Below are 21,442 nucleotides of genomic sequence, written 5' to 3'. Positions count from 1 at the left end.
GATTTCCGATCGATCCGGAGCGATCTGGGACCGCCGAGGGGACGCGAGCCATGACCGACCAGGACTTCCACCCCGGCCTCACGCCCGGGCACCTGGGTGCGCCGGTGCTGGAACCGGAGGGCCGTCCGCCGTCCGCGCCCCCTCCGCGCTCCGATGCGCCGGATCCGCACCGGCGGCGCAACGGACTGGCCTGCGGGCTCACCGCGTTCGCGCTGATCGCGGTGTTCGGCGGGATCGGGCTGACCGGGTACACCTGGTTCCAGGCGCATCGCAAGCCTCCGGCCGCGGCCGACTTCGCGGGGCAGGGCACCGGCAGCGTCCAGGTCTCGGTGCCGGAGGGCGCGGGCCTGTACCAGATCGCGTCCGCGCTGGTCCGCAACGGGGTGGTCGCGAGCTCGCTCGCCTTCACCCGGGCCGCGAAGGGCAGCGCGGCGGCCGCCGGGCGGATCCAGCCCGGGACGTACACGCTGAAGCAGAAGATGTCGGCCGCGGCGGCGCTGGCGATCCTGATCGACCCGGCCAACGCGAACGGCCTGACCATCCCCGAGGGCTGGCGCGGCTACCAGATCTACGCGGCCATCGACACGAAGCTCGGCCTGCCCGAGGGCACCGCCCAGCGCGCCGCCCAGGAGCAGGGCGCCGAGCTGGGCCTGCCGGACTTCACCAACGGCAGCCCCGAGGGCTACCTGTTCCCGGCGACGTACAGCGTCACCGACAGCACCACCGCGATCGACCTGCTGAAGCAGATGGTGGAGCGGGCCGGCAAGGAGTTCAGCCGGGACGACGCCGGCGTCGTCGCGCAGAACCTCGGGCAGACCGTGTACGGGCTGATCACCGTGGCCAGCATGGTCCAGGGCGAGGCCGACAACACCGAGGACATGGGCAAGGTCGCCCGGGTCATCTACAACCGGCTGGCCAAGGGCATGCCGCTGCAACTGGACTCCACGATCAACTACGCGCTCGGCCGCTCGACCCTGAACACGACGGTGACCGAGACCAAGCTGGACTCCCCGTACAACACCTACCTGCACCCCGGGCTGCCGCCGACCCCGATCTCCAACCCCGGGCGGCAGGCGATCATGGCGGCGCTGGACCCGACGCCGGGGGACTGGCTCTACTTCGTCACCGTGAAGCGCGGGGACACCCGGTTCACCGACAGCTTCGACGTGCACCAGCGCAACGTGGCGGAGTTCAACGCCAACCGCGCGGCGGCGAAGCCGAGCGCCTCGGTGTCGGCCTCCGCCTCCTCGTCCGGCTCGGCCGCAGGCTCGGCTCCCGGCGCGGCCACCGGGGGCCCGGCGGGCTCCGGGGCGCCGGGCGGCTCCGGTGCGGTGACCCCGTAACGGTGTTGTGTGCCGTCGGTGAGGTCGCCCACTGACGGTGCGTCCACCCGGGCGGGGGTAAGGCTGCGGTACGGTAACGTCTCCCTCCAGGCGCTGCGCTAGCACGCCGGTTCGAGAATCAGCCGGGACCGCGTCGTCCCGGACGGCCGGTCCGATCCTCCGGCCGTCACCGTCGGTTAAGGGGATCAATGACCGATCTGGGCGGGGGCTACGGCCCCCAGGGCGAGCCGTGGCACCCCGGTGATCCCGGGTACGACGGCCGACAGCCGGTCCCCGGCCAGCAGGACGGCCAGTGGCAGCAGCAGTACCCGCAGCAGGGCCAGCAGGCCCAGCAGTCCTACGGGGACGTGCAGCAGGGGTATCCGCAGCAGCAGATGCCCCAGCACGGCTACCCCCAGCAGCAGATGCAGCAGGGGTACCCCCAGCAGCAGGGCTATCCGCAACAGCAGATGCAGCAGGGCCACCCGCAGCAGCAGATGCAGCAGCAGGGCTACCAGGAGCAGGGCTACCAGCAGCAGATGCCGCAGCAGGGGTACCCGCAGCAGCAGATGCCCCAGCAGCAAGTGCCGCAGCAGGGCTACCCGCAGCAGCAGATGCCGCAGGGTTACCAGCAGCAGGGGTTCCCGGGCGGCCAGCAGCCGGGGATGCAGCAGCAGCCCGGTGCGCAGCAGCAGGCGGGGATGCAGCAGCAGCCCGGTGCGCAGCAGCAGGCGGGGATGCAGCAGCAAGCCGTTCCGCCGCAGCAGCAGCAGGCCCGGCCGCAGGCGGCTCCGGCACCCGCGCCCGCCTCGGGCCCCGGGCCGGACGGCATCGACTGGGAGGCCGAGGCCGCCGCGCTGGAGGCCGGGGCCGATCCGGCCGGCGGCGCGCCCGAGGGCGGGACGGACGAGTGGGACGGCCACGACGACGGCCACCGCGAGGACGGCGCCCACCCGGACGAGGACGCCGAGCAGCACGAGACCGGCAGCTTCCTCGGTGAGCAGGACGACTCCCGCGAGGCGAAGAAGAAGCGCAAGGAGAAGGGCAAGAAGTCGGGCCGCCGCAACGGTGGCGCCTGTCTGCTGGTCGCGCTGGTGCTGCTCGGCGCCGTGGGCGGGGCCGGCTGGTGGGGCTACGGCTTCTACCAGAACCACTTCGGCCCGCCGCCGGACTTCACGGGCGAGGGCACCGGGGCCGTGCAGGTCGAGGTCAAGCAGGGCGCCGTCGGCGGGCAGATCGGTCTCGCGCTGAAGAACGCGGGCGTGGTCAAGAGCGTCGACGCCTTCAGCAAGGTCTGCGACGCCGAGCCCAAGTGCAAGACCATCCAGCCCGGCTTCTACAACATGAAGAAGGAGCTGCCGGCGGCGACCGCGCTCAGCGAGCTGCTCACTGGGGCCGGCGGTGCCGGTCTGGTGATCCCCGAGGGCAAGAACTCCACCGAGATCTACGCCCTGATCGACGGCAAGCTGAAGCTGGCGCCGGGCACCACGGCGGGCGCCGCCAAGGCCCAGCTCCCGAGCCTCGGCCTGCCCTCGTACGCGAACGGCAACATCGAGGGTTTCCTCTGGCCGACCCGCTACAACATCTCCGACGGCATGAAGCCCGAGGAGCTGCTGAAGCAGATGATCAAGAACGCCATCGACAAGTACGCCAACCTGGACGGGCAGGCCGCGTCGGTGGGCCTCAAGAACGGCTACGAGGTCGTCATCGAGGCGAGCATCCTGCAGCGCGAGGGCAACAACCCGGAAGACTTCGCCAAGATGGCCAGGACGATCCAGAACCGGCTGGCCACCGACGGCATGATCAAGCACCGCCTCGGGATGGACACCACCCTGCAGTACTCGCTGGGCCGCAAGGAGCTCACGTCGAAGGAGATCAACGACGGCTCCAACAAGTACAACACCTACATCAACCCGGGCCTGCCGCCGACGCCGATCTCCAACCCCGGCGACGACGCGCTCAACGCGACGCTGCACCCGGCGGACGGCAAGTGGCTGTACTTCATCGCGATGTCCCCGACCAAGACGCTCTTCGCCGAGACCGACGAGGAGCACAAGAAGAACGTCGCGGACTACTGCGCGCAGCAGGGCCTGAAGCTCGACAAGGAAGGCGTGCACTGCAGCAAGTAGCCCGGGCCAGACGGTAGTTCACGGAGAGGCAGCGTTGATCACCAAACATCGGGCAGCCGTCCTCGGCTCGCCGATCGCCCACTCGCTCTCGCCCGACCTGCACCGGGCCGCCTTCGCGGCGCTCGGGCTGGACGGCTGGCGCTACGACCGCTTCGAGGTCGACGAGCCGGGCCTGCCCGGCTTCGTCGCCGGGCTGGACGAGGCCGAGTGGGCCGGGCTGTCGCTGACCATGCCGCTGAAGCGGGCGATCGTCCCGCTGCTGGACGAGGTCAGCGCGACGGCCCGCTCGGTGGACGCGGTGAACACCGTGGTGTTCACCGCCGACGGCCGGCGCACCGGGGACAACACCGACGTCCCCGGGCTGGTCAACGCGCTGCGCGAGCGCGGGATCACCGAGGTGCCCGAGGCGGCCGTGCTGGGCGCCGGGGCCACCGCCTCCTCCGCGCTGGCGGCGCTCGCCCGGATCTGCACCGGCGAGGTGACGGTCTACGTGCGCAGTGCCGAGCGGGCGCGGGAGATGGCCGAGCTGGGCGAGCGGCTGGGCGTGGCCGTGCGCACCGCCGACTGGGAGCGCGGCGCCGAGGCGCTGGCACGGCCGCTGACCGTCTCCACCACGCCGGTCGGCGCGACCGACGCCTTCGCCGGTTCGCTGCCCGCCGCGCCGGGGGCGCTGTTCGACGTGCTGTACCACCCGTGGCCGACGGCGCTGGCCGCCGCCTGCGCCGAGCGCGGGGCGGCCGTCCTGGGCGGGCTGGACCTGCTGGTGCACCAGGCGGTGCTGCAGAGCGAGGCCTTCACCGGGCGGGCGCCAGGGCCGCTGGCGGCGATGCGCGAGGCGGGGGAGAAGGCGCTCGCCGGGCGCTGAGCCCGGGCCTTCGGCGGGGCCCCGGCCCGCCCTTCGGACGGTTCCCGGAGGGGATCCCGGCCGGATCGTGGCCGGTTGCCGTCCGTCACGCGGACTGTGCCCCCGGGTGCCGCTGGGGCATGAAAGGATTCAGGGACAAGGCACGCCCGGGCGGGCCCCGGCGGTGCCGTGGGCCGGTCCGCTGATGAAGGAGCTCCGTTGGGTACGTTGCGCTGGCTGACGGCGGGGGAGTCGCACGGCCCCGCACTCGTCGCGACGCTGGAAGGCCTGCCCGCCGGTGTACCGGTCACCACCGACGTGGTGGCCGACGCGCTGGCGCGCCGCCGGCTCGGTTACGGCCGCGGGGCGCGGATGAAGTTCGAGCAGGACGAGGTGACCTTCCTCGGCGGTGTCCGGCACGGTCTGACCATGGGCAGCCCGGTGGCGATCATGGTCGGCAACACCGAGTGGCCGAAGTGGGAGCAGGTCATGTCGGCCGACCCGGTCGACCCCGAGGTGCTGGCGGGCCTGGCCCGCAACGAGGCGCTCACCCGCCCCCGGCCCGGCCACGCCGACCTGGCCGGCATGCAGAAGTACTCGATCGACGAGGCCCGGCCGATCCTGGAGCGCGCGAGCGCCCGGGAGACGGCCGCCAGGGTCGCGCTGGGCGCCGTCGCCCGTGCGTACCTGCGCGAGGTGGCCGGGATCGAGATCGTCAGCCACGTGGTCGAGCTGGCCGCCGCGAAGGCGCCGGCCGGTGTGGTGCCGCTGCCCTCGGACGAGGCCCGGCTGGACGCCGACCCGGTGCGCTGCCTGGACGCGGACGCCTCGAAGGCGATGGTCGCCGAGATCGACCAGGCCCACAAGGACGGCGACACCCTCGGCGGCGTGGTCGAGGTCCTGGCGTACGGCGTGCCGGTGGGCCTCGGCTCGCACGTGCACTGGGACCGTCGTCTGGACGCGCGGCTGGCCGCCGCGCTGATGGGCATCCAGGCGATCAAGGGCGTCGAGGTCGGCGACGGCTTCGAGCTGGCCCGGGTGCCGGGCTCCCAGGCGCACGACGAGATCGTCCCGACCCCCGAGGGCGTCAAGCGCACCTCCGGCCGTTCCGGCGGCACCGAGGGCGGCCTGTCCACCGGCGAGGTGCTGCGGGTGCGTGCCGCGATGAAGCCGATCGCCACCGTGCCGCGGGCGCTGCAGACCCTGGACGTGCGCACCGGCGAGCCGGCCAAGGCGCACCACCAGCGTTCGGACGTCTGCGCGGTGCCGGCCGCGGGCATCGTCGCCGAGGCGATGGTGGCGCTGGTGCTGGCGGACGCCGTGAACGAGAAGTTCGGCGGCGACAACGTCTCCGAGACGCGTCGCAACGTGCAGGGCTACCTCGACAACCTGATCATCCGATGAGCTTGCCCGTTGTCGTGCTGGTCGGCCCGCCCGGCAGTGGCAAGTCCACCGTCGGGCGGGTCCTGGCCGAGCGCCTGGGCGTCGGCTTCCGGGACACCGACGCCGACATCGAGGCGACGGCCGGCCGGCCCATCCCGGAGATCTTCATCGACGAGGGCGAGCCGCACTTCCGCGCGCTGGAGGTGGCGGCCGTCAGCGCGGCCGCCTCGGGACACGACGGGGTACTGGCACTCGGCGGAGGCGCGGTGATGGCCGAGGCCACCCGCGAGCTGCTGCGCGAGCTGCCGGTGGTCTTCCTGGAGGTCCCCCTCGCGGACGCGGTCAAGCGGGTCGGCCTGGACGCCCCCCGCCCGCTGCTGGCCGTCAACCCCCGGGCCCGCTGGCGCGAGCTGATGGAGGCCCGCCGCCCCCTCTACCTGGCGGTGGCCACCGCCGTGGTCGACACCGCCGGGCGCACCCCCGAGCAGGTCGCGGACGCCGTACTGGAAGCACTGGAGCTGAAGACCCCCCATGACTGACACCACCGTCAGGATCCACGTCGGCGGCAGCGCCGGCCACGACCCGTACGACGTGCTGATCGGGCACCAGCTGCTCGGAGAGCTGCCGCCGCTCATCGGCACCCGGGCGAAGCGGGTCGCGATCATCCACCCGGAGGCGCTGGCCGCCACCGCCGACGCCATCCGCGAGGACCTGGCCGGCGAGGGCTACGAGGCGATCGCGCTGCAGGTGCCCAACGCCGAGGACGCGAAGAGCGCCGAGGTCGCCGCGTACTGCTGGTCGGTGCTCGGACAGACCGGCTTCACCCGCAGCGACGTCGTCGTCGGCCTCGGCGGCGGCGCCACCACCGACCTGGCCGGCTTCGTCGCCGCCACCTGGCTGCGCGGGGTGCGCTGGATCTCCATGCCCACCACGCTGCTCGGCATGGTCGACGCGGCCGTCGGCGGCAAGACCGGCATCAACATCGCCGAGGGCAAGAACATGGTCGGCGCCTTCCACCCGCCGGTGGGCGTACTGGCCGACCTCGGCACCCTGGAGACCGTGCCCAAGCACGACTACGTCTCCGGCCTCGCCGAGGTCATCAAGTGCGGCTTCATCGCCGACCCGGCCATCCTCGACCTGATCGAGGCCGACCCGGAGGGCGCCAAGACCCCGGCCGGCCCGCACACCGTCGAGCTGATCCGCCGCGCCATCCAGGTCAAGGCCGACGTGGTCTCCGGGGACCTCAAGGAATCCGGCCGGCGCGAGATCCTCAACTACGGCCACACCCTCGGCCACGCCATCGAGCGCAACGAGCGGTACAAGTGGCGGCACGGCGCCGCGATCTCCATCGGCATGGTCTACGCCGCCGAACTCGGCCGCCTGGCCGGGCGGTTGGACGACGAGACGGCCGACCGGCACCGCACCGTGCTGGCCTCCGTCGGCCTGCCGCTGAGCTACCGGGCGGACGCCTGGCCGAAGCTGCTGGACGCGATGAAGATCGACAAGAAGTCGCGCGGCGACCTGATCCGCTTCATCGTCCTGGACGGCCTCGGCAAGACCTCCGTCCTGGAAGGCCCCGACCCGTCCCTGCTGGTCGCCGCCTACGCGGAGGTCTCGGCGTGACCCGGGTGATGGTGCTCAACGGCCCCAACCTCGGCCGGCTGGGCAGCCGCGAGCCGGACGTCTACGGCGCCACCTCGTACGCCGGGCTGGTCGAACGCTGCACCGAGCTCGGCAAGGAGCTCGGCTTCGAGGTCGAGGTGCACGAGACCAACTCCGAGCAGCAGATGGTGGAATGGCTGCACGAGGCGGCCGACGGGCAGGTGCCCGTGGTGATCAACCCGGCCGCGTTCACGCACTACTCGTACGCGATGCGGGACGCCGCCGCTCAGCGCACCGCGCCGCTGATCGAGGTGCACATCTCCAACCCGTACGCCCGTGAGACCTTCCGGCACACCTCGGTGATCGCCGCGGTCGCCTCCGGCACCATCGCCGGATTCGGGATCGGCTCCTACGAGCTGGCGCTGCGGGCGCTGGCCGAGCAGCTCACCACGCGCTGAGGGCGCGGGCCCACGGCCCGGCGGCGGACTGTGCCCGCCGCCGGGCCGACGTGTAGTGTCCCCGCTGAGAGGTGTCGGGAGGGTGCCGTGACGCAGTACGCCGGAGGCGGGCAGGTCCCGCCGCGTCCCGCCGCTCCGCCGGTGCCGCCGGGCGGTGCGGGGGCGAGCCTGTCGGGGGCGAGCCTGTCGGGGGTCAGCTTGTCGGGGGCGCCGGTTCCGCCGCCTCCGCCTCCACCTCCGCCGTCGGTGCGGCCGACGCCTGCGGGGCCCGTACCGGCCGGTCCTGCGCCCGTGCCTGCTCCTGCTCCTGTTCCTGCGCCCGGGCCGGCGGCTCCGGTGCCGGCTCCTGCTCCAGCTTCGGCTCCTGTGCCCGCGGCGCCCGCTCCCGCGCCGGCAGCCCCGGCCCGGGTGGTCGCCTCCGCTCCCGCGCCCAGCGCGCCCCTCCCGGCCGGAGGCACCGGGCACTTCGTGCTGCCCTCCGGGACGCCCGTGCAACTGCCCGCGCACCCGCAGCAGCAGCACGCACCCACCGGGCCGATCGCCGTCCTGCTGATCGGGCCCGCCGGGGCCGGCAAGACCACCGTCGCCCGGTACTGGGCCGAGCGCCGGCCCACCCCGACCGCGCACATCAGCCTGGACGACGTCCGCGAATGGGTGCAGTCCGGCTTCGCCAACCCGCAGACCGGCTGGAACAACGCCTCCGAGGCGCAGTACCGGCTGGCCCGCCGCACCTGCGGCTTCGCCTGCCGCAACTACCTGGCCAACGGCATCTCCTGCATCATCGACGACGCCGTCTTCCCGGACCGCCCGGCCATCGGCCTCGGCGGCTGGAAGCGGCACATCGGCCCCGGCATGATCCCCGTCGTCCTGCTGCCCAGCCTGGACTCGGTGCTGCGCCGCAACGCCCGGCGCGGCGGCAACCGGCGCCTCGGCGACGAGGAGGTGGCACGCATCCACGGGCGGATGGCCGGCTGGTACAACTCCGGACTGCCGATCATCGACAACTCCTACCTGGACGTCGCCGGGACGGCCGCCGAACTGGACCGCGTCATCCTCGCCCGGCTGATGGGCATGCCGGTCCGCTGACCAGCGCGTTCGTGGTCCTGTCAGGGCCGGCTGCGATGATGGACGAGTCCTTGGGCCCGCCCGCCGGCCCGCCTTGTCGAACCACCCGGGGGAGCTGACGCCCGTGCCGGAAGGCCACATCATCCACCGCCTCGCCGCCGAGAACCGGAAGGCCTTCGGCGGCCGCCCGGTCCGCGCCTCCAGCCCGCAGGGCCGGTTCGCCGACGAGGCCAAGGTGATCGACGGGCAGCTGCTCACCGGCGCCGAGGCCACCGGCAAGCACCTCTTCCTCGGCTTCGAGGAGGGCGCCTGGGTGCACGTCCACCTCGGGCTCTACGGCGGCTTCACCTTCGGCACCGGCCCCGCGCCCGAGCCGGTCGGCCTGGTCCGGCTGCGGCTGGAGAACGAGGACGGGTACGCCGACCTGCGCGGTCCCAACACCTGCGCGCTCGTCACCGACGCCCAGAAGGCCGCCGTCGCCACCCGCCTCGGCCCCGACCCGCTGCGCTCCGACGCCGACCCGGAAGCCGCCTGGCGCCGGATATCGGGCAGCCGGACCACCGTCGCCGCGCTGCTGATGGACCAGAAGGTGCTGGCCGGCGTCGGCAACGTCTACCGGGCCGAGGTGCTGTTCCGGCACGGCATCGACCCCCACCGGGCCGGGCGCGACCTCACCCGCCGCGAATGGGACGCCATCTGGGCCGACCTGGCCGCCCTGATGCGCGAGGGCGTCACGGCCGGCCGGATCGACACCGTCCGCCCCGAGCACACCCCCGAGGCGATGGGCCGCCCGCCCCGCGTGGACGACCACGGCGGCGAGGTGTACGTCTACCGGCGAGCGGCCATGCCCTGCCTGGTCTGCGGCACGGACGTGCGGACGGAGGAGCACGCCTCGCGCAACCTCTTCTGGTGCCCGACCTGCCAGGCAGCCTGAGGCGGACTCAGGTCCGGCGTGGCCCGGAGCCCGTAGGCTGGGCCCGGGCCGGCCGGAGGGAGCGTACGGGTGGACAACTACGAGGTGTCCAACAAGGTGTCGGGCACGGTGTACGGGAACGTGTTCCAGGGCGGGAACATCACGGTCCACCCGGAGCCCAGGGCGCCGATCCCGCACCAGGTGCGGCCGCCGCGCGAGAGCTTCGTCAATCGTGAGCCGGAACTCGCGGCGCTGGTGGGGGCGTTGGAGCGGGTCGCGGCGGGCAGGCTCGGGATCGTGGTGTTCACCGGTCTCGGCGGGGTCGGGAAGACCGAGCTGATCGCCAGGTTCGCCAAGGACTACCGGTCGCGGTTCCCGGGCGGAGACCTCTACGCCGACTTCCAGGCCTACCGGCACCAGGGCGGGGTGGACCTCTCCGAGATCGTGGCCGGCTTCCTGCGCGCTCTCGGTACGGAGGCCCCGCCGGTCGAGGCGGAGCGGTTCACGAGGTTCCGTACGGTCACCGCCGAGCGTCGGTGCCTGTTCTTCCTGGACAACGTCGAGCACGCCGCCGAGGTCCGTGCGCTGCTTCCGACCTGCGGCCTGGTGGTGGTCGCGAGCCGGCGGCGGCTGCCCGCGCTGCGGATGGACGGCGCCGAGGTGCGGCAGCTCGGCCCGCTGAGCGCGCGGGCCGGCGCCGATCTGGTGCGGGCATGGCTGGGTTCCGAGCGGGGTACCGACGGGGAGTTGGCGGAGCTGGTCGAGCTGTGCGGCGGGCTGCCGCTCGCCCTCAACGCGGTCGGGAGCCAGCTGCTGGACCGCGACAGCCTGCCGGTCGGGCGAGTGGTGGCCGAACTGCACGACCGGGAGGGTGGATCGGCCCTGTTGGACGACGAGGAGAGCGAGCTCGGTGCGACGTACGACCTGGTCCACGAGCGGCTGTCACCGCAGGGCCGGGCGCTCTACCAGCTGATCGGCGTGCACCCCGGCCCTTTTGTGTCGGCCGAGTTGGCGTGTGCGGCGGGCGTCGTGCAGGCCGCGGCGGCCCTGAAGGAGCTGCGCGCCGTCCACCTGCTGGACGAAGTGCTGGACGACGACCAGGAATCGCGCTTCCGGACCCACGACGTGGTTCGGTTGCACGCCTACGACCGTGCGCGCGAGCTCCCGGGCCGGACGGAACTCCTCGCCCGTGTGGTGGCCTACTACCGGGGCCGGGCATCGCTGGCCGACCGGGCGATGGGGGCCAGGCTGCGCCTGCAGGAGGACGGCGGCGAGGGGCTGCCGGGCTTCGGCTCCGGCAGGGCGGCCCTGGAGTGGCTGCACGCCGAACGGGCCAACCTGCGCGCGGTGGTGGAGGAGGCGGCCAAGCGGCAGTGGCACGGCGAGGTGTGGCGGCTCTGCGAGTCGCTCTGGCCGCTCTACCACGGCCGCAAGCTCTACCAGGACTGGATCGCCACCCACCGGCTCGGCGTCGAGGCGGCCCAGTGGGACAACCGGCCGGACGCGGTGGTCCGGATGCGCAACCAGCTCGCCCGCGCCCACTTCGAACGGCAGGAGTACCGGCTCGCCGCCGAGCAGTTGGCGCTCGGAGCGGAACAGGTGCCGCTGGTGGCGGACCGCCGGGTGGTGGGCGTGCTCCACGAGACGGACGGCCTGCTGTGCCTGGCCGACGGTCGGCCGGGCGACGCGGTCGAGCGGTTCACGCTGGCCCGCGAGGCCAACGAGGGCGATGCGCACGGCGAGATCGTGCAGAGCTACAACCTGGCGCAGGCGCTGATCGCCGACGGCCGCGCAGCGCAGGCGCTGGCCGTTCTGGACGGGGCCACCGCGCAGGCCGTGGACACCCACGACAACGACATGCTGATGAAGCTGCCGCTGGTCCGTGCCCGGGGCCACCGTGCCCTGGGGCAGCTCGACCTCGCCGTCGCCCACGCCGGCGACTGCGCCCGGCAGGCCAGGGAGCGGAGCCAGTACGCGAAGGAGGCGCAGGCGCACACCCTGCTGGTCGCCCTCGCCGAGGAGCTGCACGACGAGGAGCTGGCGGAGCGCAGCCGTGAGCGCCTGCGGGAGCTGCGAGGTTAGGGCCCGGTGGTGAAGGAGACCCGGGTGCGGTGGTCGCCGGTGCGGATGGTGAGTCCGTGCTCGGGAAGGCGGGCCGGGTCGCCGCCGTCGGTGAGCCAGCAGGCCACGGCGGAGCCGAGCAGCAGCGGGTCGAGGCGGGGTTCGGGGCTGCTCCAGTCGCGTTCGGCGCTGGCCTCCAGGAGCAGGCCGGTGCGCAGCCGGAGTAGGTGGCGGGCCGGGCCGAGGGCGGCCACCGCGACGGCGAGGCCGGGGAGTTCGGCGGCGGAGTCGGCGAGCCAGCGGGTGGCGGGGCGTTCGGCGCGGACCTCGGTGCGGGCCAGTACCTCGGCGGTGTAGCGCAGGGCGTCGCCGGGGTGTTCGTCGGTGAGTGCGTGGAAGCCGCGCGGGGTGTGGTCGCCGGGGTCGAAGGGGTAGCGGCGCAGGGTGACTTCGTTGCCCTCCGGTTCGCCCTCGACGTCGTACGCGGTGGGTCCGTCGGTGGTGCCGGGGCGCGGGACGGGTTTGGGGTAGGGCGGCAGGTGCGGTTCGTGCTCGGGTTCGTCCAGGTGCTCCAGGAAGGAGTAGAGCAGTGGGCGCAGCAGTTCGGCGGAGTGGCCGCGCCGGCTCAGTGAGCGGTCGGTGATGGGGCGCAGGGTGGCCGGGTCCTGCTTCTGCAGGGCCTGTTCGAGCTGGGCGGCGAGGTCGCCGTCGGGGTCGAGCGGGGGTGCGGCCTGGCCGAAGGCGTAGCTGGGGGAGCCCGGGTCGAGTTCGGCGGCGCCGGTGGCGGCGAGCAGGGTGGGCCGTTCCAGGGCGGCGCCGTAGACGGAGACCGAGCCGTGGTCGCCGATGAGGCAGTCGGCGGCGACCAGGGCGGCCTGCCAGCCCTGGTGGGGCGGGATCAGGCGCAGGCCCATCCGGCGGGCGGTGTCGAGCAGGGCCTCGGGGTCGTGCCGGCTCCAGATGTTGGGGTGCAGGACGACGGCCACCGTGTACTCGTCGGCGGGCAGCCGGCGGACCAGGCGCCGGGGCAGGTCGGGGCGGCGGCCGAATAACGAGTGCTCGCTCCAGGTGGAGTTGACGACGATCAGGCGGCGGCCGTCGACGGCGCCGAGCGCGGCGCGGTAGCCGTCGCGGGAGCGCAGGCTGGCGAGCATCCGGTCGAAGCACGGGTCGCCGACGACCCGGGCGACGTCCAGTGCCTCGGGGCAGGAGGCCCGTAGCCGGTCCAGTTGTTCGGGGTGGGACAGGCCGAGGATGTCGACGAACACCCGCCCGTGGTGGGTGAGTTCGTTGCGGGAGAGGCCGGCGGCGCTGACCGTGTCGCGGGTGGACTCGGTCACCAGGCGGTTGTAGCCGGCGCCGTGCGGGAGGACGACGAGGCGGGCGTCCAGGCGGTGCATGGAGGAGTGGACGGCGCAGGCGACGGCGAGGTCGAAGCGGTGCCGGACGGCGTCCTCCCAGTCCAGCACGGTGAAGCCGGGCAGGGCGTGCAGGTAGTCGTCCAGGGCGCGGTCGGCGAAGACGGAGCCGGGGTTGACGGTGAAGTACCGTTCGACGCCGTCCGGGTTCAGCAGGGTGAGGACGTCCAGGACCCGGGTGGCGGAGGTGAGGGTGCGGGCGACCGCCAGGACGCGGGCCTTGACCGGTCGGGTGTTCCACCGGTCGGCGGGCCAGGCGTGGGGGTGGGACGGCACGCCATGATCGTACTCATCCGGCGTGCCGCCCGGGTGCTGTTCCCCGAGTGTCGGTCAGCCCGCGGCCGCGGTGGGCTCGTGGTGTTCGGCGGCGGCGCACTCGTCGAGGAGGGGGCGCATGCTCTCGTCCACGAGCCGGTAGCGCACCACACGTCCGTCCTTGTCGCCGGTGACCACGCCGGCCGTGCGGAGCAGCCGCAGGGCCTGGGAGACGGCGGGGTCGCGCATGCCGGTGGCGACCGCGAGGTCGCTGACGGCGAGCGGCCCGGCCCGGTGCAGGGCGAGCAGCAGGGCGAGCCGCCCAGGGTCGGCGAGCAGGGAGAACCGCTCGGACCAGGACCGGACGTGCGCGGTGTCGCCGATCGCGGCGATGGCCTCGCAGACCCGGTGTCCGTCGATGGTGCGGTGGCCCGCGCGGTCGGCCGGTACGAGATGCATGCGTACATTCTTGCAGGCGGGAGCCTGTGATCCTGGACACCTGCGCAGGTGCGCAGCCTTGCATGGGTGGGGCGGGACCCCTACGGTGTTCCCCGCCGTGGTGCTCGGGAAGACCGGTGACGGACCCTCAGGGGTCCGGATTCCGGAGCGGCCCTCGCCACTGTGATCGGGTCATTCCTTCGTCCGCGACGGAATGCGGTCCGTGTCCACGACGCCACTGGGTGCCTCGCGCGCCTGGGAAGGCGGACCCGGATGTCCCGTAAGCCAGGAGACCGGCCACGGCACTTCACGAAGTCTTTCCACGAGGTGTTGGAGCGTGATCCGGAGATGACCCTGCCCGAAACCGTCGCCGACGGGGCCAAGACGGCCCCGTCCGTGCTGCCGACGTTCAGATGGAGGCGCGAGGACACCGTCCGGACGGCCGGGCTGATGGGGGTGATCCTGGCCATGCACGTGGTGGCCTTCGGGACGCTCGTCTTCCTGGTCGCACCCGAGCGGTACGCGGTCGGTACCCAGGTCTTCGGGGTGGGCCTGGGTATCACCGCGTACACCCTCGGGATGCGGCACGCCTTCGACGCCGACCACATCGCGGTGATCGACAACACCACCCGCAAGCTGATGGCGGACGGCAAGCGGCCGGTCTCGGTGGGTTTCTGGTTCGCCCTCGGGCACTCGTCGATGGTGGTCATCATGGCCGCGCTGGTCGCGGGCGGCGCGCAGCTGGCGGACACGCTGATGGACGACGAGTCGGCCACCCACAAGTGGCTCGGCGTGATCGGGACCACCACCTCCGGTGTGTTCCTCTACCTGATCGGCGCGCTCAACCTGGCGGCGCTGCTCGGCATCCTCAAGGTCTTCCGCTCGATGCGGGCGGGGCAGTACGACGAGGCGGAGCTGGAGGCGCACCTGGACTCGCGCGGCTTCATGGCCCGGGTGCTGAACCGGGCGACCCGCTCGATCACCCGACCCGGGCAGATGTTCCCGGTCGGCATGGTGCTGGGCCTGGGCTTCGACACCGCGACCGAGGTCACCCTGATGGTGATGGCCGGCTCGGGTGCGGCCGCCGGGCTGCCCTGGTACGCCATCGTCTGCCTGCCGCTGCTGTTCGCGGCCGGCATGAGCCTGTTCGACACGCTGGACGGGACCTTCATGAACTTCGCGTACCAGTGGGCGTTCTCCAACCCGGTGCGCAAGGTGTACTACAACCTGACCATCACCGGGCTGTCGATCGCGGTGGCCTTCATCATCGGCACCATCGAGCTGGTCGGGGTGCTGCACGAGAAGCTCGACCTGACCGACCCGGTGACCGGCTGGATCGCCGACATCTCGCTGGACAACGTCGGCTACGCGATCGCCGGGCTGTTCGTGGTGGTCTGGGCGGTGGCGATCGGGTACTGGAAGCTCGCCCGGGTCGAGAAGCGCTGGACGTCCCAGGGGGCGTGAGCGAAAGCGGTACGCGTGCCGAACGGCGCCTCCCCGGGGTGGGGAGGCGCCGTTCGGGTTTTTCAGAACCGGTCGCCGTAGCGCCGGCGGAACTGCTCGACCCGTCCGGCGGTGTCGAGCACCCGGGACTGGCCGGTGTAGAAGGGGTGGCTCGCCGAGGAGATCTCGACGTCGATCACCGGGTAGGTGTTGCCGTCCTCCCAGTCGACGGTGCGGTCGCTGGTGACCGTCGACCTGGTCAGGAAGGCGAGGCCGCCGACCTTGTCGCGGAAGACGACCGGGCGGTAGGCGGGGTGGATGCCGGGCTTCATGGACGGGCTCCTCTCAGGGCTGCTACGGGGGTGGTGCTCAGCGGCGCGGCGGCTCGGCGGCTCAGCGCTCCTCGCGGAAGTCGACGTGCCGGCCCGCGGCCGGGTCGTACTTGCGCAGGACCATCCGGTCCGGGTCGTTGCGGCGGTTCTTGCGGGTCACGTACGTGAACCCGGTGCCGGCGGTGGAGCGGAGCTTGATGACGGGGCGCAGTTCGCTGCGGGCCATGGGGCGTCCTCCTGGCGGTCTGGGGGCGGTCTGGGGGCGGTCTGGGGGTGCTGGGTCGAGACCGTACACCGAAATGGATGTCATTTTCATGTGGTGTAACGTGAGCCCGGTCCTGCCCATTCCCGGACGCCAGGGAGCACCCATGTCCGCGCACTGCCGGCACCGCCGGGCCCAGTGGAAGGCGACGCCGCCGAAGCTGGTCCCGATCACGCTGGACGGCCGGGAGCTGCTCGTCCCGCAGAACCTCGTCCCGGCCTACCGGCGCGGGCTGATCGACCCGCGGGAGGTGTGAGGGATGGCCCCGCGGCGGTGGTGCGGGGGCGCGGACGGGTGCGGGGAGAAGCACCCGGGGGTTCTGTCGGGGGTGCTCGGCGGGCGCTTTGGGGTGGGGGTTCGTAGGCTCGACGCATGGCGGATGCGTACGCGGGTCGGCGGGAGCGGGTGAGGGAGCACTGCAGTGCGGCCGGGGCCGATGCGGCGCTGATCACCCGGGCGGCGAACGTGCGGTATCTGACGGGCTGCGCCCCCTGCGGGGCGACCCTGCTGCTGACCAGGGAGCGCGCGCTGCTCGCGGTTCCGGACGACCTGCCGCCGGACGACTCCGGGGAGCACCTGATCGCCCCGGACGTGACGCAGCTGCCGGTGGCGGCCGGGACGGACACCGCGCTGGCCGCGGCCGCCGCCGCCGCGAGCTTCGGGGTGGCGGGTCTCGCGGTGGAGGAGCACGACCTGACCGTCAGCCGGCACCGGGCGGTCGCGGGTCTGGCCGAGCGGGCCCGGCTGGCCGACCTGGGGCAGGTGGTGGAGCGGCTGCGGGTGGTCAAGGACGAGCACGAGATCGCCGACCTGCGGATCGCCGCCGAGATCGCCGACCAGGCGCTCGGCGAGCTGCTGGAGTCGATCCTGGTCGGCCGCACCGAGCGGCACCTGGCGATGGAGCTGGAGCGCCGGATGATCGACCACGGTGCCGACCGGGCCTCCTTCCCGGTCTCGGTCGGCACCGGCAGCCACTCCGGCCAGGCCGCCCACCAGCCGACCGACCGCCGGGTGGAGGAGGGCGACTTCCTGACCGTGGTGATGGGCGCCCAGTACCGCGGTTACGGCGTCTCCACCGCCCGGACCTTCGTGATCGGGGCCGCCCCCGCGCCCTGGCAGGTGGAGCTGCACCGGCTGGTCTTCCGAGCGCAGCGGGCCGGCCGGGAGGCGCTCGGACCGGGCGTGGAGCAGTGCGTACCCGACCGGGCCGCCCGCCAGGTCCTGGAGGCGGCGGGCCATACGGAGGCCTCGCCGCACCCGGTGGGCCACGGCATCGGGCTGGAGATCCGGGAGGCCCCGCGCCTCGGTCCGTCGGACATGGGTAAACTGGACAGCCGCGTGCCGGTCACCGTCGGCCCAGGGGTACACCTCCCGGGCAAGGGCGGTGTCCGGATCGAGGACACGCTCGTCGTGCGCCCCCTCGAGGAGGGCGGGCCCGAGCTGCTCACCATCACCACCAAGGAGCTCCTCGCCCTGTGACCGCGGCCTTGCGACGGCCGCCGGTGGCAGGACGCAACCCCTTGGTTCCTTGACAGCTATATCCAGGAGTTAGTGCGCCCGTGGCTTCCACGAACGATCTCAAGAACGGCATGGTCCTCAAGCTGGAGGGCGGCAAGCTCTGGTCCGTCGTCGAGTTCCAGCACGTCAAGCCCGGCAAGGGCCCGGCCTTCGTGCGCACGAAGCTCAAGGAGGTCCTGACCGGCAAGGTCGTCGACAAGACCTTCAACGCCGGCACCAAGGTCGAGACCGCCAACGTCGACAAGCGCACCATGCAGTTCTCGTACAAGGACGGCGAGAACTTCGTGTTCATGGACATGACCACCTACGACCAGCTGACCATCGAGCCGGTCGTCGTGGGCGACGCCGCCAAGTACCTGCTCGAGGGCTTCGAGGCCACCGTCGCGCAGAACGAGGGCTCGGTGCTGTACATCGAGCTCCCGGCCGCGGTCGAGCTGACCATCGCCGAGACCGAGCCGGGCGTCCAGGGCGACCGCTCGACCGGTGGCACCAAGCCGGCCACCCTGGAGACCGGCGCCGAGATCCAGGTGCCGCTCTTCGTCACCACCGGTGAGAAGGTCAAGGTCGACACCCGCGACGGCAGCTACCTCGGCCGGGTGAAGTAAGTCCGTGTCGGCCGCACGCAGCAAGGCCCGTACCCGGGCCTTCCAGATCCTCTTCGAGGCCGACCACCGCGGGGTCGATCCGCAGCAGGTCCTCGCCGACTGGGTGGCCCGCGCTCGCGAGCCCAAGCCCGACGAGGGCACCCCCCAGGTGGCCGAATACACCATGGAGCTGATCGAGGGGTACGTCCAGCACGCCCGTCGCATCGACGACCTGATCTCGCAGTACGCGGTGGGCTGGACCCTCGACCGCATGCCGATCGTGGACCGCAACGTCCTGCGGCTCGGCGCGTACGAGCTGATCTGGGAGGACGGCGTCCCGGACGCGGTCGTCCTGGACGAGGCCGTCGAGATCGCCAAGGAGTTCTCCACGGACGACTCCCCGGCCTTCGTGAACGGCATGCTCGCCCGCTTCCAGGAGCTGAAGCCGAGCATCCGCCGGTAGCCGGTCATGCTGCCCTTCGGACGGCCGTCGGACCCGGGTTTCGGGGCCGGCGGCCGTCCGGCGTTCCCGGGCGTCGCGCGTTTCACCCGCTCGGGCTAAGGTGGGCCCTACTCGTCAGTAACTTGACGTCCGGAACCAGGCGTGAAGGGCAGGTCCCCCCAACATGACCACCGCGATCCGCAGCGAGTTCGACCAGGGCATCGCCCTGACCAGACACCCCGAGGAGCCCGGTCGCTACGAGGCCGAGCTCGGCGCCGGCTGGCAGATCGGCGGCGGGGTCAACGGCGGGCTGCTGCTCGCCGTGGCCGGACACGCGCTGTCGCTGGAACACGGCACCCACCCCGACCCGGTGTCGATCAGTGGTTACTACCTGTCCGCCTCCACCCCCGGCCCGGCCACCATCCGCACCGAGGTACTGCGCAGCGGGCGGGGGCTCTCCACCGGCACCGCCTCGCTCAGCCAGGACGGCGTCGAGCGACTGCGCGTGGTGGCCAGCCACGGCGACCTCTCCACCGCCGACGGCGAGGTGCGCACCAGCGCGCAGCCGCCGCAGCTGCCCCCGCCGGACCAGTGCATCGGCGTGGAGCACGCGCCCAAGGAGCTGATCGCCCAGGCCGCCCTGCTGGAGCGCTTCGACCTGCGGCTGGACCCGGCCACCGTCGGCTGGGCACTCGGACAGCCGTCCGGCAACGGGCGGATCCAGGGCTGGTTCCGGCTCGCCGACGGCCGCGACCCCGACCCGCTGCTGCTCCTGCTGGTCGCCGACGCGCTGCCGCCGGTCACCTTCGACCTGGGCATGCCGGGCTGGGCCCCGACCGTCGAGCTGACCGTCCACCTGCGCGCCAAGCCCGTCCCGGGCTGGCTGCGCGTCACCCACGCGACCCGCAACCTGGCCGGTGGGTACTTCGAGGAGGACGCCGAGGTCTGGGACGAGTCCGGCCGCCTGGTCGCGCAGTCCCGCCAGCTGGCCCGGGTGCCGCGGTAGCGCGTGCCCCGAGGGCTGTCCCGGCTCCGTTATCGGTGCTATTACCGGTGGTTACATTCCTGTGACACGCCGTACGTGTGCGGCGCGCGCGGTTGGGGAGGAAGACGGTCAGCGGCGAGCCCGCCGCAGACCGTCACCCGCCGATGCCAGGAGCCACCGATGACTCGAAATGGCCGCTCCCGCCGTAACTCCGACTGCACCGCCGGCGGCTCCCGGCCCGCGGTCCGGGCGTCGCACCGGCCGCAGGGGGCCGAGGGCGCCGAGCAGGCGTTCGTCATCGGGGTGCTGGCCAGCGCGGCGGACTTCGCCCGGGCCCGCGCCTGGGGGGTCTCCGACGCCCCCGACCACGAGCGCTACCTGGCCGACACCGCCGAGCTGCTGGCCGACGCGCTGGAGCGGTTCGACACCGTCCGGGCCCGGATGTTCCACCCGCAGGACTTCGAGGAGTTCTGCGTGCTGCACGGGCTGGACCCGGCCGAGCCCGCCGCCCGTGACCGCTACCTGGTCAACCCGCCGCTGCAGGCCCAGCTGCTCGCCTATCAGGGCGAGGAGCTGGCCGGGGACTTCGTGCCCCGCCTGGTCCGGGCCCGGGAGAACGGGCTGACGCTCTGCCACGTCGACCTGCTGCTCGACGGTGGCCTGTACGGGGGCGCGGACGAGCAGGACGAGGAGCACGCCCGCTGGGTGCGCGCCGCCTACCAGCGCGGGGGAGAGGTGTTCCGCCGGATGCTGGTCGGCGCGGGCGCCGGCGTGTACGAGCTGCGCCTGCGGGTGGACGCCCCCGGCGGGCGGCTGACCGCGGCGGCGCGGGTGCTCCAGTGGGAGGACGGCGTGGTGCGGATCAACGACGAGGACCTGGAGCTGGTCTGCGCCGTGCTGTGCACCGGGCTGGCGCTGGAGCTGCCGGGCGTGGCGGTGCTGCACGGTTCGCAGGGCTCGGCCGCCTCCTGCGGGGAGTACCTGCCGGCCTCCTGGGCCTGGTCGAGCGGCGGCCAGGACTGGGCGGCGGCGGACCGGCCGGTCCGGCTGGACGGGGTGGCGGCCCAGCCCGGCTACAGCCTGGGCACGGTCTGCTGAGGCCGAGGAGCCGATACCAGCACACGCCGCGGCGCGGCCCCCGGATCGGGGTGCCGCGCCGTGACGTTTCTGCTTGCCGGCACAGGTAGGTAGAGGGAGTGCCGGGAACTGCCAAGGATCCGCTGGCGGGAGCCGGTGCGGTGAGCCTCAGCTCGCATCCTCCTCGCGCACCGCACGGCGCGCGTCGGGGTTCAGCACGCCCCAGGAGATCAGCTGCTCGGTGAGGATCGACGGGGACTGGTCGTAGATGACGGCCAGGGTGCGCAGGTCGTCCTGGCGGATCGACAGCACCTTGCCGTTGTAGTCGCCGCGCTGGCTCTGGATGGTCGCCGCGTAGCGCTGCAGCGGGCCGGCCTTTTCGGACGGGACCTGGGTCAGTCTCTCCAGGTCGAGGACCAGGCGCGGCGGCGGCTCGGCCGCGCCGCCGGGGGTGCCGCCGGGCAGCAGCTCCTGCACCGGGACGCCGTAGAACTCGGCCAGCTCGGCCAGCCGCTGCACGGTGACCGCACGGTCGCCGCGCTCGTACGAGCCGACGACGACTGCCTTCCAGCGCCCCTGGGACTTCTCCTCGACACCGTGCAGGGAGAGACCCTGCTGAGTGCGGATCGCTCGGAGCTTGCCTCCGAGTTGCTTCGCGTAGTCGCTGGACATTGATCTCCCCGGACGAGATTGCTTCGCGTTCAGTGGTGGGTCACGGGCGATTGCCGACGCCGTTACCGGTGGGTTCGACGTCCGTCTCGTAACTCACTGTGAGGTTACGTAGAGTAAGGTAGTTGCGTCAAGCCGAATGGGGCAGTCGTGCGAATGGCCCGCATCGTCGGCGCGTCCGGGGTGTTAACCAGAGGAAGCGGAATGGTGGACTTCGGTTTGCCGCCCGGGGCACTGCTAGG

At 72.8% G+C, this 21,442-nt stretch carries 22 protein-coding genes and 1 riboswitch; of the genes, 17 read left to right on the top strand and 5 right to left on the bottom strand.

Features of this window, described 5'->3' with window-relative positions:
• Nucleotides 1-50: 50 nt before the first annotated feature.
• The 10 genes from mltG (OP86_RS15160) (at nucleotide 51) to OP86_RS15110 (ending at nucleotide 11,798) form a co-directional block, all read left to right on the top strand.
• Entirely contained in the window at nucleotides 51-1,343 is a 1,293-nt protein-coding gene (gene mltG / locus OP86_RS15160; RefSeq protein ID WP_051830112.1) for an endolytic transglycosylase MltG, read from the top strand.
• A 188-nt stretch (nucleotides 1,344-1,531) separates the two neighbouring features.
• Nucleotides 1,532-3,451: an endolytic transglycosylase MltG gene (mltG, locus tag OP86_RS15150; protein ID WP_157849741.1), complete on the top strand. Its 1,920-nt coding sequence runs from the start codon at nucleotides 1,532-1,534 to the stop codon at nucleotides 3,449-3,451.
• Between the two features lie 34 nt (nucleotides 3,452-3,485).
• Nucleotides 3,486-4,316 (top strand): shikimate dehydrogenase, encoded by an 831-nt coding sequence (locus OP86_RS15145; RefSeq protein ID WP_030056218.1) that lies wholly within the window; start codon nucleotides 3,486-3,488, stop codon nucleotides 4,314-4,316.
• Between the two features lie 198 nt (nucleotides 4,317-4,514).
• Nucleotides 4,515-5,699 (top strand): chorismate synthase, encoded by a 1,185-nt coding sequence (aroC, locus tag OP86_RS15140; protein WP_106973428.1) that lies wholly within the window; start codon nucleotides 4,515-4,517, stop codon nucleotides 5,697-5,699.
• On the top strand, nucleotides 5,696-6,217 hold the full coding sequence (locus OP86_RS15135) for a shikimate kinase (RefSeq protein WP_030056216.1): 522 nt from the start codon (nucleotides 5,696-5,698) through the stop codon (nucleotides 6,215-6,217). Before aroC ends, OP86_RS15135 begins: the two co-directional genes overlap by 4 nt.
• Nucleotides 6,210-7,301 carry a 3-dehydroquinate synthase gene (gene aroB, locus OP86_RS15130; protein WP_030056215.1) on the top strand — a complete coding sequence of 364 codons (1,092 nt, stop codon included), beginning with the start codon at nucleotides 6,210-6,212 and terminating at the stop codon, nucleotides 7,299-7,301. Before OP86_RS15135 ends, aroB begins: the two co-directional genes overlap by 8 nt.
• Nucleotides 7,302-7,309: 8 nt before the next feature.
• Nucleotides 7,310-7,738: a type II 3-dehydroquinate dehydratase gene (aroQ, locus tag OP86_RS15125; RefSeq protein WP_030056214.1), complete on the top strand. Its 429-nt coding sequence runs from the start codon at nucleotides 7,310-7,312 to the stop codon at nucleotides 7,736-7,738.
• A 168-nt stretch (nucleotides 7,739-7,906) separates the two neighbouring features.
• The gene (locus OP86_RS15120; RefSeq protein WP_078589063.1) at nucleotides 7,907-8,824 is read left to right on the top strand and encodes an AAA family ATPase; all 918 of its coding nucleotides are present in this window, start codon (nucleotides 7,907-7,909) and stop codon (nucleotides 8,822-8,824) included.
• Nucleotides 8,825-8,927: 103 nt separating this feature from the next.
• Entirely contained in the window at nucleotides 8,928-9,737 is an 810-nt protein-coding gene (locus tag OP86_RS15115) for an Fpg/Nei family DNA glycosylase (RefSeq protein WP_030056213.1), read from the top strand.
• Between the two features lie 69 nt (nucleotides 9,738-9,806).
• Complete coding sequence (locus tag OP86_RS15110; RefSeq protein ID WP_051830109.1) at nucleotides 9,807-11,798, top strand: AAA family ATPase; 1,992 nt, start codon at nucleotides 9,807-9,809, stop codon at nucleotides 11,796-11,798.
• Here the strand turns inward: OP86_RS15110 and OP86_RS15105 are convergent.
• Together OP86_RS15105 and OP86_RS15100 are read right to left on the bottom strand one after the other, a co-directional pair.
• On the bottom strand, nucleotides 11,795-13,471 hold the full coding sequence (locus OP86_RS15105; RefSeq protein ID WP_033331980.1) for a hypothetical protein: 1,677 nt from the start codon (nucleotides 13,469-13,471) through the stop codon (nucleotides 11,795-11,797). The genes OP86_RS15110 and OP86_RS15105 overlap by 4 nt on opposite strands.
• A gap of 54 nt (nucleotides 13,472-13,525) precedes the next feature.
• Nucleotides 13,526-13,909: an ArsR/SmtB family transcription factor gene (locus OP86_RS15100; RefSeq protein WP_051830108.1), complete on the bottom strand. Its 384-nt coding sequence runs from the start codon at nucleotides 13,907-13,909 to the stop codon at nucleotides 13,526-13,528.
• A gap of 81 nt (nucleotides 13,910-13,990) precedes the next feature.
• A riboswitch (cobalamin riboswitch) is annotated at nucleotides 13,991-14,204 on the top strand.
• A 32-nt stretch (nucleotides 14,205-14,236) separates the two neighbouring features.
• Between OP86_RS15100 and nicT the strand changes: the two genes are divergently transcribed.
• Complete coding sequence (gene nicT, locus OP86_RS15095) at nucleotides 14,237-15,352, top strand: Nickel transporter NicT (protein WP_030056208.1); 1,116 nt, start codon at nucleotides 14,237-14,239, stop codon at nucleotides 15,350-15,352.
• 62 nt (nucleotides 15,353-15,414) lie between these two features.
• Here the strand turns inward: nicT and OP86_RS15090 are convergent, their stop codons facing one another.
• Together OP86_RS15090 and rpmG are read right to left on the bottom strand one after the other, a co-directional pair.
• Complete coding sequence (locus tag OP86_RS15090) at nucleotides 15,415-15,663, bottom strand: type B 50S ribosomal protein L31 (RefSeq protein ID WP_030056207.1); 249 nt, start codon at nucleotides 15,661-15,663, stop codon at nucleotides 15,415-15,417.
• 61 nt (nucleotides 15,664-15,724) lie between these two features.
• Nucleotides 15,725-15,889 (bottom strand): 50S ribosomal protein L33, encoded by a 165-nt coding sequence (rpmG, locus tag OP86_RS15085; RefSeq protein WP_030056206.1) that lies wholly within the window; start codon nucleotides 15,887-15,889, stop codon nucleotides 15,725-15,727.
• Between the two features lie 142 nt (nucleotides 15,890-16,031).
• Here rpmG and OP86_RS15080 point away from each other — a divergent pair, with 142 nt between their 5' ends.
• From OP86_RS15080 to OP86_RS15055, 6 genes are all read left to right on the top strand, one after another.
• A complete protein-coding gene (locus OP86_RS15080; RefSeq protein WP_418952632.1) occupies nucleotides 16,032-16,181 on the top strand; it encodes a 50S ribosomal protein L32 in 150 nt (49 codons plus the stop codon).
• A gap of 116 nt (nucleotides 16,182-16,297) precedes the next feature.
• On the top strand, nucleotides 16,298-17,404 hold the full coding sequence (locus tag OP86_RS15075; protein ID WP_030258938.1) for a M24 family metallopeptidase: 1,107 nt from the start codon (nucleotides 16,298-16,300) through the stop codon (nucleotides 17,402-17,404).
• A gap of 80 nt (nucleotides 17,405-17,484) precedes the next feature.
• Entirely contained in the window at nucleotides 17,485-18,048 is a 564-nt protein-coding gene (efp, locus tag OP86_RS15070) for an elongation factor P (protein WP_030056202.1), read from the top strand.
• Nucleotides 18,049-18,052: 4 nt separating this feature from the next.
• Entirely contained in the window at nucleotides 18,053-18,490 is a 438-nt protein-coding gene (gene nusB, locus OP86_RS15065; protein ID WP_030056201.1) for a transcription antitermination factor NusB, read from the top strand.
• Nucleotides 18,491-18,653: 163 nt separating this feature from the next.
• A complete protein-coding gene (locus tag OP86_RS15060; protein ID WP_030056200.1) occupies nucleotides 18,654-19,475 on the top strand; it encodes a thioesterase family protein in 822 nt (273 codons plus the stop codon).
• A 159-nt stretch (nucleotides 19,476-19,634) separates the two neighbouring features.
• Nucleotides 19,635-20,552, top strand: coding sequence for a hypothetical protein (locus OP86_RS15055; protein WP_030056199.1), 918 nt, complete (start codon nucleotides 19,635-19,637; stop codon nucleotides 20,550-20,552).
• A gap of 147 nt (nucleotides 20,553-20,699) precedes the next feature.
• Here OP86_RS15055 and bldD read toward each other — a convergent pair whose 3' ends face one another.
• Nucleotides 20,700-21,203, bottom strand: a complete 504-nt coding sequence (bldD, locus tag OP86_RS15050) for a transcriptional regulator BldD (RefSeq protein ID WP_030056198.1) — start codon at nucleotides 21,201-21,203, stop codon at nucleotides 20,700-20,702.
• Nucleotides 21,204-21,442 lie beyond the last annotated feature (239 nt).

The sequence above is a fragment of the Streptomyces novaecaesareae genome, from assembly GCF_000716875.1.
GTDB lineage: Bacteria > Actinomycetota > Actinomycetes > Streptomycetales > Streptomycetaceae > Kitasatospora > Kitasatospora novaecaesareae.
The sequence above is the reverse complement of the archived record's forward strand: the minus strand, read 5'-3'. Positions and strand labels throughout refer to the sequence as shown.

What these genes read in the sequence shown, in the direction of transcription:
- OP86_RS15060 (WP_030056200.1), top strand. Translation starts at nt 18,654, where the DNA reads ATGACCACCGCGATCCGCAGCGAGTTCGACCAGGGCATCGCCCTGACC.
- OP86_RS15090 (WP_030056207.1), bottom strand. Translation starts at nt 15,663, where the DNA reads ATGAAGCCCGGCATCCACCCCGCCTACCGCCCGGTCGTCTTCCGCGAC.
- OP86_RS15055 (WP_030056199.1), top strand. Translation starts at nt 19,635, where the DNA reads ATGACTCGAAATGGCCGCTCCCGCCGTAACTCCGACTGCACCGCCGGC.
- OP86_RS15080 (WP_418952632.1), top strand. Translation starts at nt 16,032, where the DNA reads ATGTCCGCGCACTGCCGGCACCGCCGGGCCCAGTGGAAGGCGACGCCG.
- aroB (WP_030056215.1), top strand. Translation starts at nt 6,210, where the DNA reads ATGACTGACACCACCGTCAGGATCCACGTCGGCGGCAGCGCCGGCCAC.
- aroQ (WP_030056214.1), top strand. Translation starts at nt 7,310, where the DNA reads ATGGTGCTCAACGGCCCCAACCTCGGCCGGCTGGGCAGCCGCGAGCCG.
- mltG (WP_157849741.1), top strand. Translation starts at nt 1,532, where the DNA reads ATGACCGATCTGGGCGGGGGCTACGGCCCCCAGGGCGAGCCGTGGCAC.
- nicT (WP_030056208.1), top strand. Translation starts at nt 14,237, where the DNA reads ATGACCCTGCCCGAAACCGTCGCCGACGGGGCCAAGACGGCCCCGTCC.
- OP86_RS15100 (WP_051830108.1), bottom strand. Translation starts at nt 13,909, where the DNA reads ATGCATCTCGTACCGGCCGACCGCGCGGGCCACCGCACCATCGACGGA.
- bldD (WP_030056198.1), bottom strand. Translation starts at nt 21,203, where the DNA reads ATGTCCAGCGACTACGCGAAGCAACTCGGAGGCAAGCTCCGAGCGATC.
- OP86_RS15135 (WP_030056216.1), top strand. Translation starts at nt 5,696, where the DNA reads ATGAGCTTGCCCGTTGTCGTGCTGGTCGGCCCGCCCGGCAGTGGCAAG.
- OP86_RS15075 (WP_030258938.1), top strand. Translation starts at nt 16,298, where the DNA reads ATGGCGGATGCGTACGCGGGTCGGCGGGAGCGGGTGAGGGAGCACTGC.
- rpmG (WP_030056206.1), bottom strand. Translation starts at nt 15,889, where the DNA reads ATGGCCCGCAGCGAACTGCGCCCCGTCATCAAGCTCCGCTCCACCGCC.
- mltG (WP_051830112.1), top strand. Translation starts at nt 51, where the DNA reads ATGACCGACCAGGACTTCCACCCCGGCCTCACGCCCGGGCACCTGGGT.